This is a genomic window from Nannocystis punicea (assembly GCF_026965555.1).
GTDB classification, from domain to species: Bacteria; Myxococcota_A; Polyangia; order Nannocystales; family Nannocystaceae; genus Nannocystis; species Nannocystis punicea.
The window spans coordinates 9,742,072-9,755,372 of sequence record NZ_CP114040.1 but is presented as its reverse complement, the minus strand read 5'-3'; the positions used below and the strand labels follow the sequence as shown (position 1 = coordinate 9,755,372).

The following is a 13,301-nucleotide window of genomic DNA, read 5'->3' as shown; positions in this document are numbered from 1 at the left end:
CGCCGGTTCGGTCGCGGCAGGTGGTGGGAGCAACAACCGGACGCCGAGCGAGGATCAACATGAGCCGGAATCACGTAGTCTGGTTGTGCGGATCTGCTCGCCTGCCCGCCTGCAGACGAGATTGGCGGCGACGCGGGGCCGAGCGCCGTCGCAAGGGAACGGGACGCACGCACGCTCGCCGGTGCAGCGCGCGTAAAGCCTCCTGAGCAACGGCCGCATCACTCACCGGCCTTCGACCGCGAGCAGCACTTTGCCGGGGTGCGCGGGGCTTTGTCGCCCCCCGTGGGTCCGTCTGCTTGTCCCCGCGTTGCGGGCGTCGCCGCGGCCGCGGGGTTCGTCGCTGCCGATCACGTGGGACGGCGGGCCGCTGCAGATCGAGGTCGAGCTCGACGAGCGCCACGGCGAGCACAACACGGGGCTGCTGCTCGGGCTGTTCGACGAGGCCGGGCGCTCGGCCTGCGCGCCGGCGGCCACAACCGCAAGCACACGCGCCAGCACCGAGTGCGTGGCCGTCGACGGATCGAGGACGAGGCCACGACCAGTGACTGGAGCTCCAGCCACTCGGCGCTCCCCACACGACCTCGCCCGCATCTCGACCCACGCACCCGAGCGGGCACGCTTCACGCTGCGGCCGTCATCCTCGGCCGACGCCGTCTTGCGCGGCGAGCTGCGAGCGCCACCCGATCGGCGAGGCGCCGCTGCCGGGGGCCGAGCGTCCTCACCCAAGCGCGAGGCCAGGCCCGTCTCGGAGCCGCCGCGGCACGAGGCCGTGACCGCCGCAGAAGCGAGCATGCTGCGAGCGGTGGCCCGAGTTCGAGCGAAGCGAGCTTCAGGCGCCGCCGCCGCCGACGCCTACGATTGCCGCCGGTACGGTAGGTGTGCGACGTCCTGACGCACCAGCACCGTGCGCCGGCGGGCGGGTTGCACATCGGGCACGCTCAGGATGATGCACTCGTGGCTCCGGAGACTCGTCACGCTCGTCGCACTCGCCGCAGCGGGGTGTCAAGAGGAAGATGAAGGCACTCCTACGGGAGCCATGTGCCCCGAGGACTCGACGCTGACCTGGGACAACTTCGGCAAGGACTTCATGGCGAACTACTGCACGCGCTGTCATGCCGTGGCCGTCAAGGGTTCGGCGCGCATGGGCGCGCCCAACGACCACAACTTCGAGTCCGCGCCGCTCGTGCGCCTCGAGCTCGAGCACATCGACGAGTCCGCCGCTGCCGGCCCAGACGCGATCAACACCTCAATGCCCCCAGGCGGGCCGCAGCCGACCGAAGCAGAACGCCGCAAGCTCGGCGAGTGGGTCGCGTGCGGCGCGCCCTGATCGTCGCGGCGTGCGTGCTGGCGTGGATCCGTCCCGCGTCCGCCCAGCAGTGCCACTCGATGAGCACGTCATCATGGCGTACGCCAGGCGTGTTCGTCGGTGTACGCTTCGACGCCGCCGGATACCGCAATTTCAGCTACGAGGGCGACTACCAGGGCCTGGCGCCGGTCCTCTCGTACAACCACCGCCGCTTCTCGCTGATGGCGATGCAGCCGGTGTACCGCCTCACCCGCAACGGCCTGGCGACCTACGGCCTCGGCGATCTGCTGCTCGCGTTCCGCGTCCCGATCCAGCGGTGGAGCCGGGAGCACTTCACCGCCGGCTTCGGCATGGCGACCACGTTCCCGACCGGCGACGCCAGCCGAGAGCTGGGCATGGGCCACGTGATGCCGATGCCCGAGTTCTGGTGGGCCAACGACTTCGGGCGCGTCGTGCTGCTCGGCAACGTCGGCTTCGCGCGCGCGCTCGCCGGCGCCGGGGGCGGCGGGCACCACCACGGCGGCGGCAACAACCCGCACCCGATCGTCAACCCCATGAACATGTCGGAGGCCGAAGGCGCATTGACGGCCCTCGTGCAGATGCATCGGCTGGTGTGGCTCAAGATGGGCGCCTACGCGGCCATGCCCCTCGGCACCGCCGACGCGCCAGGCATCACGCGCGTCATTCTGACGCAGGGGGTGTCCCTCTCCGTGCGGGGTCTCGAACTCGGCCTCGACGTCCAGGTGCCGCTCGCAGGCGCGCCGTTTCTCGCGCGAGGGGTGCTTCAGGTCGGCTACCGCTTCGACGTCAAGCCTCGCCGCCGCCGCATGCGGCCGTGATTTGCGAAGCAGGACATGTCCCCAACGACATGTCCCTGATGCCATGGCGAGAGCGAGCGGTGCTGCGACAGCCTGTCGCACGTCGGGCCTACCCGCGAACATGCGACTGACGGTCGCGGCGCCAGCGACGGTCGTCCGAGCGGATAAGGTCGCGGGTGATGAACACCACCAAGTCGGCCTACACCCTGATCTTGATCGCCGCGCTCGCGGGCGCCTGCAGCGACGACGGCAACGGCGGGACCGAAGCCAGCGGAGGCAGCACCGCCACCACCGAGACTTCGAGTGACACCTCGACTACCGGCGCCGCGACGACGAGCGAACCGACGTCGACGGGAACGACGCACGATCACGGGACGACGGATGACCACGAGACGGACCACGGCACGGAGACGACCCACGACCACGAGACGACCGATCACGCGACGGACACGTCCGGATCCACCGAGCCGGCTTCGACGACCGAAGAACCTTCCCCCGTCGCGGATTACTGCGCCTGCATGCTGACCAACTGTCACGACCTCTATCACGGCACCTGGGGCGAGGATCACCACGAGGCCGAGGAGATGTGCGCGGCCGCTGCCGAGGCGTTCTCGGCCGAGGTACTCACCTGTCGCCTCATGCAGTGCGAAGCTGCCGCCGGTGACGAAGCCCTGTGCGAGGGCACGCTGCAGGGGCCGCCGTGCGAGTGAACGAGCAGCACGATCCAGCGTGAGCCGAGCTCGCCTTCATGCTGCAGAAGACCCGCGACATCACGTCGCAGAGACAGCGCTCTCGATCCTCCGTATGGTCGGGTGCCACCGCTCAAGGACACCGTACGATGCAACCGTCCCGCCTTGTCGCCCTCCTCCCGCTGCTCATCCCCGCCTGCGACTCGCACGAGCCTGGCTTCACCGACGAGCCCGTCGAAATCGTGTTCGAGGGGCGCGTCGAGGGCGAGCCGTTCGCCTGCGGCCGGAGCTACAGCGGGCTCGGCAAGGACGGCGCGACCGCGACACCGCAGGACTTCCGTTTTTACGTCCACGACGTCCGGCTCGTCACCATCGAGGGCGAGGAGCACCCTGTGACGATCGAGGACGACGGCGTCTTCCAGGGCGGCGGCGTCGCGCTCATCGACTTCGAGGACGGCTCGGGCTCCTGCGCCAACGGCACGCCGGAGCTGCACACCACGCTAAAAGGCGTCGTCGCGGCCCAGCCGCGGCACGGCGGCGGCGCGCACGACTTCGTGGCGCTCCGCTTCAAGATCGGCGTGCCGGAGGAGGTGAACCACACCGACCTCACGCAGGCCCCCGCGCCGCTCAACGACACCACCATGTCGTGGAGCTGGAACTACGGCCACATCTTCTTCACGGCCTGGGGCGTGGTCGAGGCGGATGCGCCGTCCACGGTCGGCCTGCACGTCGGCAGCATCGGCTGCGAGGGCGACGCGATGGCCGGCGAGATCGTGTCCTGCGCCAACTCGAATCGGCCGGAGATCGAGCTCGACGGCTTCGTCGCCGAGACCGGCAAGGTCTCCGTCGACTGGGGCGCGGTCTTCAGCGGCCTGACGCTGGCGACCCCGTCGGCCGAGTGCGAGGAGATGGACGGCAAGACGACCTGCGCCTGTCACTCCTTCGGGCCCGAGGCGCTGTGTTCGTCGATGTTCAGCCCGCTTGGCCTCGACTGGACGAACGGCGACAGCTCCGCCAACCAGGCGATCTTCCGCGTGCAGTGATGCGTGTCCCGCTCGCGCTGACAGCCTGCCTCGCGCTCGTCGCCTGTGACGACGGCGAGCCCGATCGCGGCTACGCGTGGGCGCTCGGCGTCGGTCTCCCGGTGCCGCTCGTCCCCGAGGACAACCCGATGACCGCGGAGAAGGTGGAGCTCGGGCGCCATCTGTTCTACGACACGCGCTTGTCCGGCAACGAGACGCAGTCGTGCGCGAGCTGTCACCGCCAGGAGCTCGCCTTCACCGACGGCGAGGCGCTCTCGACCGGCTCGACCGGGCAGCGTACGCCCCGTAACTCGATGAGCCTGGCCAACATCGCCTACTCGACGACCTACACCTGGGCCAACCCGCTGCTCCTCGACCTCGAGAAGCAGATGATGACGCCGCTGTTCGGGTTCGATCCGGTCGAGCTCGGGCTCCGCGGGATGGAGGACGTGCTCATCGAGCGGCTACGTGAAGAGCCGCGCTACGAGGCGCTGTTCGCCGAGGCGTTCCCCGCCGACGACGACCCCTTCACGTTGACCAACGTGACCCGCGCGCTGGCCTGCTTCGAACGAAGCTTGCTGTCGGGTAACTCGCCGTACGATCGGTACCTCGGCGGCGACCAGGACGCCATCTCGGAGTCGGCGAAGAGCGGCGCGAGACTGTTCGCTTCGGAGAAGCTCGAGTGCTTCCATTGCCACGCCGGCTTCAACTTCCAGGACAGCATCGCCTACGAGGGCAGGCCGCCGCGCAACGGCATCTTCCACAACACGGGCCTCTACAACATCGACGGCAAGGGCGGCTACCCCGCCGGCAACACCGGCCTGCACGAGTTCACGGGCGTGGCGGCCGACATGGGCCGCTTCCGCGTGCCGACGCTGCGCAACGTCGCCGTGACGGCGCCGTACATGCACGACGGCAGCATTGCGACGCTGTCCGAGGTCCTCGACCACTACGCCGCCGGCGGGCGCACGATAGTCGACGGCCCGAACGCCGGGGTCGGCAGCGCCAATCCGTTCAAGAGCAGCTTCATCCGCGGCTTCGAGCTGACGGAGGACGAGCGCGCCGACGTGCTCGCCTTCCTCGACAGCCTCACCGACGACACCTTCTTGACCGATCCGCAGCTCGCAGATCCATGGCAGTGAAGATCGCGTCGCAGGTTTGTGTCCTGGCCGTTCCCACGCGCGGGCTCGGCCGGGTGCCATTCTGGGCCGCGCCTCGTCGGTGCATTGCTCGACGCGAACCCGTAGCGGCAGCTCAAACCGCGTGAGACCTGCCGTCAGGACGGCGAGCGCTGCCCACGCGGATGAGCGACGCGCAGGGCCGGTCCGGAAAGGCCCAATAAGAGACGCGGAGGGCTCCCCGCTCGAGGTGACGCTGGCCGGCCGGGGACTTACAAGATGCGGCCCGGCGTTCGTCATCGAGGCGGCGACCTCCTGCGTCACCTCGACGAAGCCGGCGGCGCCCGTACTCGAGCTCGAGGTTGGGCGCGCGATGGTGTCGGACGCGTGCGAGCTGCCAGCTCCACCGGAGCGAGCCCTGGCCTACCTGCGTGACCTGCTGTGCCTGCTCCCGTCGTGATCCCGACGCCGCGTCCTCGAGCTCGCCCCGGCCTCTGGCAGGAGACTCTGAAACAGGAAGACACTCAGCAGCGCCTCGCCACTAACGTCTTCCGCCGCGTGTCGCTCGAGGAGCATACGAGCAAGGTGTAGCCGAACCGCAGCTCAGCCGGGAACGCAGCTCACCGGACGCTTACGGGCCGATCATTTTACGGAAACGACACAGTGAAGGCTGATCTTGTCAATGGGGCGTGTACCTGAACCGACGAGTGGCACCCCAGTGGGTGTCTCGGAATAAATGAACTCCGCAATTGCCCCCGGACCCTGCACTCTCAACGATGTCACCGACGCCTGCTCCAAGTGTGACTCATAAACTTCCAGTCGATACGCTTCGCGTTCCAGAGATCTCCCTCGGTCAACAACGCTCAATTTCCCCCCCGGTCGTAGAACTACGTCTGCTAGCTCGTAGACCGTATTCTGAGTCCAGAGCCGATAGTCAGCATCGGACTCGATGCCTGGCTGCCCGCGTTTGCGGCGCCGTTGGTATACCTCATTGTACTTCCGCTGGGGATGTGTCCCGACTAGGCCATGTCCGAAATCGCGCATGAAGCACGCAGGCGCAGGTAGCGGTGGATAAACGCCAGTTTAACCATCGCACCGAAGTTAATGGCTTTCTTCTCGAACCGGGTAGCGATCCGGCGTGACTCCTTGAGCCAGCCGATGAGGCACTCGATGATGCTTCGACGCCGGTACACGGCCTTGTCGAATGCGACAGGTCGAAGGGAGCGGTCCTCGTTCTCCTTACTCGGGATTACGGGCTTGATGCCGAGCTTCAACAGGTACTGGTCGACCCAGTTCGCTCGGTAACCCTTGTCGCCGGCGAGCGCGACGGGCCAAGCCATCGGTGTCCCGTGCTCGTCGTGCAGAGTCTCATCGGCGCCGCAGAGCAAGGTGTCGACCATCGTCTGGTCGTGGATCTGGCCGGCGCTGAGATGGAAGTGGAGGGGGTGTCCGTGTGCGTCACACAGGATGTGGATCTTCGTGCCCCAGCCACCCCGGGAGCGCCCCAGCGCGTGATCCTTCGGTTCTTCTGGGTCCGTCGATTTTCCCCCCGCCGCTGCTGCAGCGAGCCGCGCGGATAGACGTGCCGTCGATGCACCAGAGCTCGGCGGGGGGGTCGTCATGCGAAACCACGCAGCTGCGGAGTCGTCGCAGCACCTCGTCGAACGTCCTGTCTTGGTTCCACTTGTTGAAGAAGTCCCACGCGGTCGACCATGGACCGAACTCGATCGGAAGATCACGCCACGGCGCTCCTGTGCGGAGCACCCAAAAGATGGCGTTCAGGATCGTCCGGCGATCTCTCGCGCGCCGTCCCGTCTTGCAGTTGCGAGTCGGAAACAGGTCCGCGATCAGGTTCCACTGGTCGTCCGTGAGCTGGTGGCGGGGAACGCGGGGCGTCATGTCCCCGACCAGATCAAGAAATCCCGATGTCTCCAAGAAACTGGCGTTTTCGGGATTTCGGACATAGCCTAGCCCTTCGGGAGCGCTTGCCTGTGGATCAGGCGGCACGTCTTGATCCTCCAGCACGTCCGCGACGATGCACGACCGGGTCGTCGTGGTCAACCGGATCACGGGCCGCTGCCCTTCTCATAGCGCCCGTCAAAGAGCCCGTCCAGCCGTGAAATTCGTGTATGCGGCATACAACGCGAGCTGGCCCTTTGGACATCCGACGCCGATGCGGCGTGCGTGTCGACGTGAAGAACCATGCTCTTCAAAGCGCGATGAATCGCGAGTAGGCGAGTCCGCTGCGTCACGGTGCGCGCGACAACCTTCTCCAGGCGCGTGGTCCGCGGCGCGCGGTCTGCGGCCTGCTCCTCAATGAGCTGCAGCCCCTAACGGCGGATTGCCGGGGAAATGGTAGAAAAACCTGCGAGATGATGGCACCATCCGAGCGGTCATGTCCCACGAGTCCAAGGGCCTTCCGCGCTTCGCCACTCCCGAAGAAGTCGATGCGGCGGCGACTCGCAGAGCGGTCGAGGTGTTCAGGTCCTTCCCCAACGTCTACGTACCCGCCGAGCAAGTCGCGGGTGCGGGCGGCATCGAGAAGCTCTCCCTCACCGACTGGGTACGAGCGGGCCTCTTGCCGAAGCCCGAAGGCTCGGGGGGGCGCGGCAACAAGTCCAGGTATCCGCTGTACGCCGTCACGTGTGCGAGCTTCGTCAAGGGGCAGCGCGAGATGGGCTTCAGCCTCGCCGAGATCCGACCCCAGCTCACCGTCAAGTTCGGCAAGAAGATCGTCGAGCTGTTGGCGGAGCCTCGCCAGTCCCGCAACGACGCCAGGAAGAACCGGCTGGACGACGCATAGCCTGCCAAGGCACACCAGGGCTGCCTGGGCCCAACGCCGTCGCCTGACCGGACCATGGGTCACGCGGAAGCACGTTCGCGCGGCCATGGCGCTTGTATCTGCACCTTGCAGGTGCGACCATGAGGACATGGTTCCAACACGGCAAACACTACTGTTCGGTTTCGGTGCGCTGCTGGTCGCAGCCGCTTGTCACGAGGACGATCCAGGAGCGAGTTCGGGCGGACCGCTCCCGGGCTCGACCGTAGATCCCCCCGCTACTTCGGGTGGCAGTTCAAACGGTGACACGACGGACGGCTCAGGCTCGGGCATGAACCCCACCGATGGAGGAGATGAGGTGGGGGAAACCGAAAGCGCAGCGGTTTGCGGTGACGGCACCTGCGACGTCTGGGAGGGATGCGTGGACTGTCCCGAGGACTGTGGTGCGTGTGCGATGTGCGACCAGGCGCCGGCTTGCGATGGCAACCTCCAGCCGCCCGCGATCACCGAGGAGATGCCGGAGCTAACGACCGAGATGGCGCTCCTGACGACGAACGAGATCCTGAGCCGAGTCGCTGCGCGGGTCGCCGGCGGCGATGCGGGTGTACGGCTTCTCGCGCATGCCCTCGCCGTGCCACGCCCCGACGAGCCCGATCGAGTGACCCGCTTCCGCGCGGCCCTCGCCGATCATCCGGCGTTGGCGGCCCGAATTCGTCACGCCCTCGGCCGGGCCGGCATGGGCTCGGTGGAGCAGTATCGGGATCATTTCCCGCTCATCGTCGAGCACCTGCCGCTCTCACAGCCGACGCACCCCACGGCCGTCTGCGACAACCCACGGCTGCGGATCCGGGTCGCGTCGATCACCGTGAACGAGGACTACGACGACGTTGCGGATGACGTCGTCTACTGCATCATCACGACCGAGGCCGAAACCACCGCCGAGTTGCATCTCCTGCCCCCCACGAAGGAACTGGACGAGGGGGATACCCACAACTATGGCACCACTGCCGGCATCATCTGGGGCGCGGACAACCAGCTCGCGCCGCCGGGCGGCAACATGCACGTCACCTACGATTGTTTCGAGTCCGACGCGGCCGATGGGTTCAACCAGCTCGTGAAAGCGGCCGCCGAGATGGTCGGTAACGTCGACGGCATCCCGATCCCGGGCCTCGACGGTTGGGTCGTGCCCAGCGACGTGCTCTCGTCGCTGCTCATGAGCCTCCTCGCCCTCGACGGCGACGACTATCTCCTCAACGCGCAACAGGTCATCGAGAAGTCGCTGCTGCTGGAGCTCACTCAGGGCCGCTACTGGAACCTGCGCCGCGCCGATTCGGGCGCTCTCTGGGCCTGGGACTGGACGCTGCGGCTCGAGGCGTGGGGATGCACCGACGACGGGACGCTATAGCTCCACATGGTGGCGCGCCCGCCGCGTGTCGGGCACGCCACTCTTCTCCAGTGAGATCGGCAACGCTTGGCCACGCGTGGTCCGGCCCGCCGGACTCGGCGTCGTCCCGGCGAACTGGCTCCTGCAACAGCGCGTCGGATGCCGGGCGTTCCAAATGCCCACGACGCCGCAGATCCTCGCCAAGGTGCTCGCGGCCGCCGGGATCCCCCGCTCCGAGCGCCGGTTCGACCTGCAGGCGAGCTAAGCCCCCACGACTACTGCCGGGCCCAGCGCGGCGTCATGCCCTGATCGCTATCGCTGCTTGAGTGGCCCTCGACGAGGAACTCGGCGACGTCGACGAGGCGACCACGTGCGTGGCTCGCGGCGACCGAGCGCAATTACGTGGATACTCGGACCTGGCACACCCGCCGAGTTCGGAAGCGTCAATGTCGTGATGTTCTCCTCGGGCTTTGGCTACGGCCTCGACTGGGGCGACCCGGCTTGAGCGTGGTCTCAGGCTAAGTCTCCCGCTCGAAGGCCGGCGCTACGTTGCCTCAACAGAGCCCTTCCGCCAGTCGGAGCCGTCTGGCCATAACGGAACAAGTCCAGGTCGTGCCCAGAACTCCTCGCACTGGCCGAGGTGCAGGAGGCGACCCATGTACTCGTTCGGGATCTGCGAAGTCGCCATCCAGACCGCGATTCTCCTCTCGCCGTCTGGGCGGTCCTTGGGGCTCATCCCCTGGACGCGGCCGCCACTTCGAAGGTAGAGGGTGTGGTGCGTCTTGACGACCCTATCAGCCTCGCCGCCCAGCTCGTCGCGTAGTTGCAGGAGAAGTTTGAAGCAAGCTGCGCGGGTGTCGGCCCAGAGCCAGACATCGGGTTTCGTGTGACTGAGTATCCGTTCGGCGATAAACTGGATGGGATTCAAGGGCAGGTCGTTTGCAAGTCGAAGCGGAAGAGGCGCCATTGCGCGCCATCTTGTGCCTCACATCGTCGCGCGCAAGTGGCGACGTGGCCATTTCGTGGCTGCGGCCAGCCCAGCCACGGTGGGCGTCATGTCGGCCGGTGGGGCGCTTCCGTCGACGTGGTCACGCCCGGATCGTGTCCCCGCATCCGGCGACGATCGCCGAGCATTTTGACGACAACGTCTTCGCGCACGGCCATACCGACGAAGCGCAACCGCTCACGCTCGCGCCGCGCTTGCGGCGATCGACGAGTACAGTCGGCTCGAACTCATCGAGCGCTCGGCGTCGATGGGCGTGCTGCTCGGGCAGAAGCTCAAGGCGCTCGCCACCCTCGATCGGCGACGTGCACGGCCTCGGCCTGTTCTGGACCGTGGAGCGCGTCAGGGACCGCCTGGTCGCCCCCGCTGGCCGCGCTGCGACCCGACCGCGGCCGCGACCTCCACGTCGAGGACCTCCGCGTCTCATAATGGGACTTTTCGGACAAGCTCGAAGCGGTTGTTCGTCGCCCGCTCGGGCCGCGGTGGTCGCGGCGGAGCGGCCAGGCCCAACCGCCCGACCAGACCGCGCCCCTGCCAGCGCGGGCAGACCGACGAGCTCGCCGGCCGTGGCGACCTTGCGCGTCGTCGTGATGGACTGCATGGCGACCTGGCCCGCCGGGGGCTCCACAGCGCCGCCCGCGGCGACTCGTCGGCCACGATCCGCCCCCGGCCCACGAGGCGCCTGCTCGGTCTACGTCAGCGTAGCTCGAACCCGTCGGGCGCCCCTGCCAACTCCTCGATCCCCGGCTCGATGTGGCCCAGCTTGCGGGCGTGGAGCGGGCACGCCCCTGAATGGAGGGGAGGATGCTCTTGGCACGTCCGGGTCTACGTCGGGACCAGGCATTGGCCCGGGCGTTACCCTCGACGAGTTCGTCGCCGACGGCATCGTCGTGCCGGACGGCGACGCCGCCGCACCGCCGACCTGCCGACTCGTGGCCGGCCGTGGCATGGGCTCGGCGGACTTCGACGCCGACTCGACAACACGAGACGGTTCATCGACCGGTGGACACGTAGTCCAGGAGGGTTGACGCGGATAGGGCCGGCCTTACAGTTCCGCGCCTCATGGCCGACCTGACCCTCACGTTGACCGAGCGCCTCCTGCTCGCCAACCAGCTTCGCATCCTTCAGCACCTCAACCCCGACGAGGACTACTCGCTGCATCTCGAGATCGTCGAGAATGGCTACGAGCACCTGTACGACGAGCTGACGAACGGGCTGTTCGATCCGCCAGCTCCCGGCGTTGGTCCCGAGGTCTACGACATCTTCGACATGTTCCGTTCGCTCAGCCACTCGATCGACAGCCTCTCCGACAAGAGCGGCGTCGACATCGATCGAGCTCGGTTCAGGGGATACGACAGGAACCACGAGTCGCAGCACTACGCGTTTGCGCGCTTCTTGATCGAGAAGAGGGGACACTACGGCGAGTCGAAGCCCGCCAAAGGGAACTACAACACGCACTGGCCGGTCCTCCCGGTCTACCGCCGGATGCTCGCGGCCTGGCGCTCGCTCGGGAAGCGGTCCGAACTGCTGACGCAGGACGAGATCGTTCGGATCATCGCGGCCGGTCAGGAACAGACCTGAACCACGCGGGCGGCTTGTATGGTCTCGCCGAGCACCGCCGGTACGGCGAGGAGTAGACGCCTGGCCCGCAGGCCGCGCTTCGACTACGCGAACGGGAGCAACTGTGCTATGGGGCGGGTCCATGAACGGCAAGAGCGACGAGCATGAGTGGCGCGAAGGGCGCAGATGCAACCTGGAGACGTCCTATGCGGAGTACACAGAACTGTGGGAGAATTCATCGTTTTCCTTGGCTGGACAGGGAGCGTATCCTTGGATGGCCGGCTCGCTCGATGGGCTTACGCGAGTCTTGGAGATTGGCACCGGGACTGGTCGGTCGACTTTGGAGTTGCTGAGCCAGGGGCATGCTGTGACCAGCATCGATGAGAATCCCACTTGTCTGGAGAGAACACATAAGAGTCTAGCCGCTAGTGGCTTCAAGTCCGTGCTTCTACTTCGAGGAACGAGGAACTTTTCGTCTGTCTACTATCAAATTCAGTACAGCCCCTTGGACCCTTGCATTGCAGAGCCCGGACCTGGGACCGCCCTCCTGATCGAGGCAGATGTTGGTAACGACGCCAGATTGCTGCGTTGGCTTGGCATGAGGCCGAAGTTCGACGCGGTGGCTTGTTGGTTAGGCCATGTCCGAAATCCCGAAAACGCCAGTTTCTTGGAGACATCGGGATTTCTTGATCTGGTCGGGGACATGACGCCCCGCGTTCCCCGCCACCAGCTCACGGACGACCAGTGGAACCTGATCGCGGACCTGTTTCCGACTCGCAACTGCAAGACGGGACGGCGCGCGAGAGATCGCCGGACGATCCTGAACGCCATCTTTTGGGTGCTCCGCACAGGAGCGCCGTGGCGTGATCTTCCGATCGAGTTCGGTCCATGGTCGACTGCGTGGGACTTCTTCAACAAGTGGAACCAAGACAGGACGTTCGACGAGGTGCTGCGACGACTCCGCAGCTGCGTGGTTTCGCATGACGACCCCCCCGCCGAGCTCTGGTGCATCGACGGCACGTCTATCCGCGCGGCTCGCTGCAGCAGCGGCGGGGGGAAAATCGACGGACCCAGAAGAACCGAAGGATCACGCTCTGGGGCGCTCCCGGGGTGGCTGGGGCACGAAGATCCACATCCTGTGTGACGCACACGGACACCCCCTCCACTTCCATCTCAGCGCCGGCCAGATCCACGACCAGACGATGGTCGACACCTTGCTTTGCGGCGCCGATGAGACTCTGCACGACGAGCACGGGACAACGATGGCTTGGCCCGTCGCACTCGCCGGCGATAAGGGTTACCGAGCGAACTGGGTCGACCAGTACCTGTTGGAGCTCGGCATCAAGCCCGTAATCCCGAGTAAGGAGAACGAGGACCGCTCCCTTCGGCCTGTCGCATTCGACAAGGCCGCGTACCGGCGTCGAAGCATCATCGAGTGCCTCATCGGCTGGCTCAAGGAGTCACGCCGGATCGCTACCCGGTTCGAGAAGAAAGCCATCAACTTCGGGGCGATGGTTAAACTAGCGTTTATCCACCGCTACCTGCGTCTGTCTGCTTCATGCGCGATTTCGGACATAGCCTAGTCGGCGAGGCCGTCTCGGGCGTGGCGATCACGCCGGGGC

At 66.5% G+C, this 13,301-nt stretch carries 11 protein-coding genes and 1 pseudogene; 10 read left to right on the top strand and 2 right to left on the bottom strand.

Going from position 1 to position 13,301, the window contains the following annotated elements; all coding sequences use genetic code 11:
• Positions 1-1,036: 1,036 nt before the first annotated feature.
• The 5 genes from O0S08_RS37235 to O0S08_RS37215 all read left to right on the top strand — a co-directional run bounded on the left by O0S08_RS37235 (position 1,037) and on the right by O0S08_RS37215 (position 4,977).
• Complete coding sequence (locus tag O0S08_RS37235) at positions 1,037-1,327, top strand: c-type cytochrome (protein WP_269034219.1); 291 nt, start codon at positions 1,037-1,039, stop codon at positions 1,325-1,327.
• Positions 1,312-2,145 (top strand): hypothetical protein, encoded by an 834-nt coding sequence (locus O0S08_RS37230; protein ID WP_269034218.1) that lies wholly within the window; start codon positions 1,312-1,314, stop codon positions 2,143-2,145. Before O0S08_RS37235 ends, O0S08_RS37230 begins: the two co-directional genes overlap by 16 nt.
• Positions 2,146-2,303: 158 nt before the next feature.
• Positions 2,304-2,834 carry a hypothetical protein gene (locus O0S08_RS37225; RefSeq protein ID WP_269034217.1) on the top strand — a complete coding sequence of 177 codons (531 nt, stop codon included), beginning with the start codon at positions 2,304-2,306 and terminating at the stop codon, positions 2,832-2,834.
• A 128-nt stretch (positions 2,835-2,962) separates the two neighbouring features.
• Entirely contained in the window at positions 2,963-3,856 is an 894-nt protein-coding gene (locus O0S08_RS37220) for an MbnP family copper-binding protein (RefSeq protein ID WP_269034216.1), read from the top strand.
• Positions 3,856-4,977 carry a methanobactin export MATE transporter MbnM gene (locus O0S08_RS37215; RefSeq protein WP_269034215.1) on the top strand — a complete coding sequence of 374 codons (1,122 nt, stop codon included), beginning with the start codon at positions 3,856-3,858 and terminating at the stop codon, positions 4,975-4,977. Before O0S08_RS37220 ends, O0S08_RS37215 begins: the two co-directional genes overlap by 1 nt.
• A 995-nt stretch (positions 4,978-5,972) precedes the next feature.
• Here the strand turns inward: O0S08_RS37215 and O0S08_RS37210 are convergent.
• The gene (locus tag O0S08_RS37210) at positions 5,973-6,575 is read right to left on the bottom strand and encodes an IS5 family transposase (protein WP_269034214.1); all 603 of its coding nucleotides are present in this window, start codon (positions 6,573-6,575) and stop codon (positions 5,973-5,975) included.
• Positions 6,547-6,852 (bottom strand): annotated as a pseudogene (locus O0S08_RS37205) (transposase); the annotation flags it as partial. The gene O0S08_RS37210 and the pseudogene O0S08_RS37205, both read right to left, overlap by 29 nt.
• 496 nt (positions 6,853-7,348) lie before the next feature.
• On the opposite strand from O0S08_RS37205, the gene O0S08_RS37200 reads away from it, so the two are divergent.
• From O0S08_RS37200 to O0S08_RS37180, 5 genes are all read left to right on the top strand, one after another.
• Positions 7,349-7,756 (top strand): MerR family transcriptional regulator, encoded by a 408-nt coding sequence (locus O0S08_RS37200; RefSeq protein ID WP_269034213.1) that lies wholly within the window; start codon positions 7,349-7,351, stop codon positions 7,754-7,756.
• 307 nt (positions 7,757-8,063) lie between these two features.
• Positions 8,064-9,137: a M48 family metalloprotease gene (locus O0S08_RS37195; protein WP_269034212.1), complete on the top strand. Its 1,074-nt coding sequence runs from the start codon at positions 8,064-8,066 to the stop codon at positions 9,135-9,137.
• A gap of 2,044 nt (positions 9,138-11,181) precedes the next feature.
• The gene (locus O0S08_RS37190; RefSeq protein ID WP_269034211.1) at positions 11,182-11,700 is read left to right on the top strand and encodes a YfbU family protein; all 519 of its coding nucleotides are present in this window, start codon (positions 11,182-11,184) and stop codon (positions 11,698-11,700) included.
• A 121-nt stretch (positions 11,701-11,821) separates the two neighbouring features.
• Positions 11,822-12,823 carry an IS5 family transposase gene (locus O0S08_RS51175; RefSeq protein WP_371879513.1) on the top strand — a complete coding sequence of 334 codons (1,002 nt, stop codon included), beginning with the start codon at positions 11,822-11,824 and terminating at the stop codon, positions 12,821-12,823.
• Positions 12,774-13,262 carry an IS5 family transposase gene (locus O0S08_RS37180; RefSeq protein WP_371879549.1) on the top strand — a complete coding sequence of 163 codons (489 nt, stop codon included), beginning with the start codon at positions 12,774-12,776 and terminating at the stop codon, positions 13,260-13,262. Before O0S08_RS51175 ends, O0S08_RS37180 begins: the two co-directional genes overlap by 50 nt.
• Positions 13,263-13,301 lie beyond the last annotated feature (39 nt).

Excerpts from the sequence above, each read along its gene's own strand:
- O0S08_RS37190 (WP_269034211.1), top strand. The coding sequence starts at position 11,182 with ATGGCCGACCTGACCCTCACGTTGACCGAGCGCCTCCTGCTCGCCAAC.
- O0S08_RS37220 (WP_269034216.1), top strand. The coding sequence starts at position 2,963 with ATGCAACCGTCCCGCCTTGTCGCCCTCCTCCCGCTGCTCATCCCCGCC.
- O0S08_RS37225 (WP_269034217.1), top strand. The coding sequence starts at position 2,304 with ATGAACACCACCAAGTCGGCCTACACCCTGATCTTGATCGCCGCGCTC.
- O0S08_RS37215 (WP_269034215.1), top strand. The coding sequence starts at position 3,856 with ATGCGTGTCCCGCTCGCGCTGACAGCCTGCCTCGCGCTCGTCGCCTGT.
- O0S08_RS51175 (WP_371879513.1), top strand. The coding sequence starts at position 11,822 with ATGAACGGCAAGAGCGACGAGCATGAGTGGCGCGAAGGGCGCAGATGC.
- O0S08_RS37235 (WP_269034219.1), top strand. The coding sequence starts at position 1,037 with ATGTGCCCCGAGGACTCGACGCTGACCTGGGACAACTTCGGCAAGGAC.
- O0S08_RS37195 (WP_269034212.1), top strand. The coding sequence starts at position 8,064 with ATGAACCCCACCGATGGAGGAGATGAGGTGGGGGAAACCGAAAGCGCA.
- O0S08_RS37200 (WP_269034213.1), top strand. The coding sequence starts at position 7,349 with ATGTCCCACGAGTCCAAGGGCCTTCCGCGCTTCGCCACTCCCGAAGAA.
- O0S08_RS37210 (WP_269034214.1), bottom strand. The coding sequence starts at position 6,575 with ATGACGACCCCCCCGCCGAGCTCTGGTGCATCGACGGCACGTCTATCC.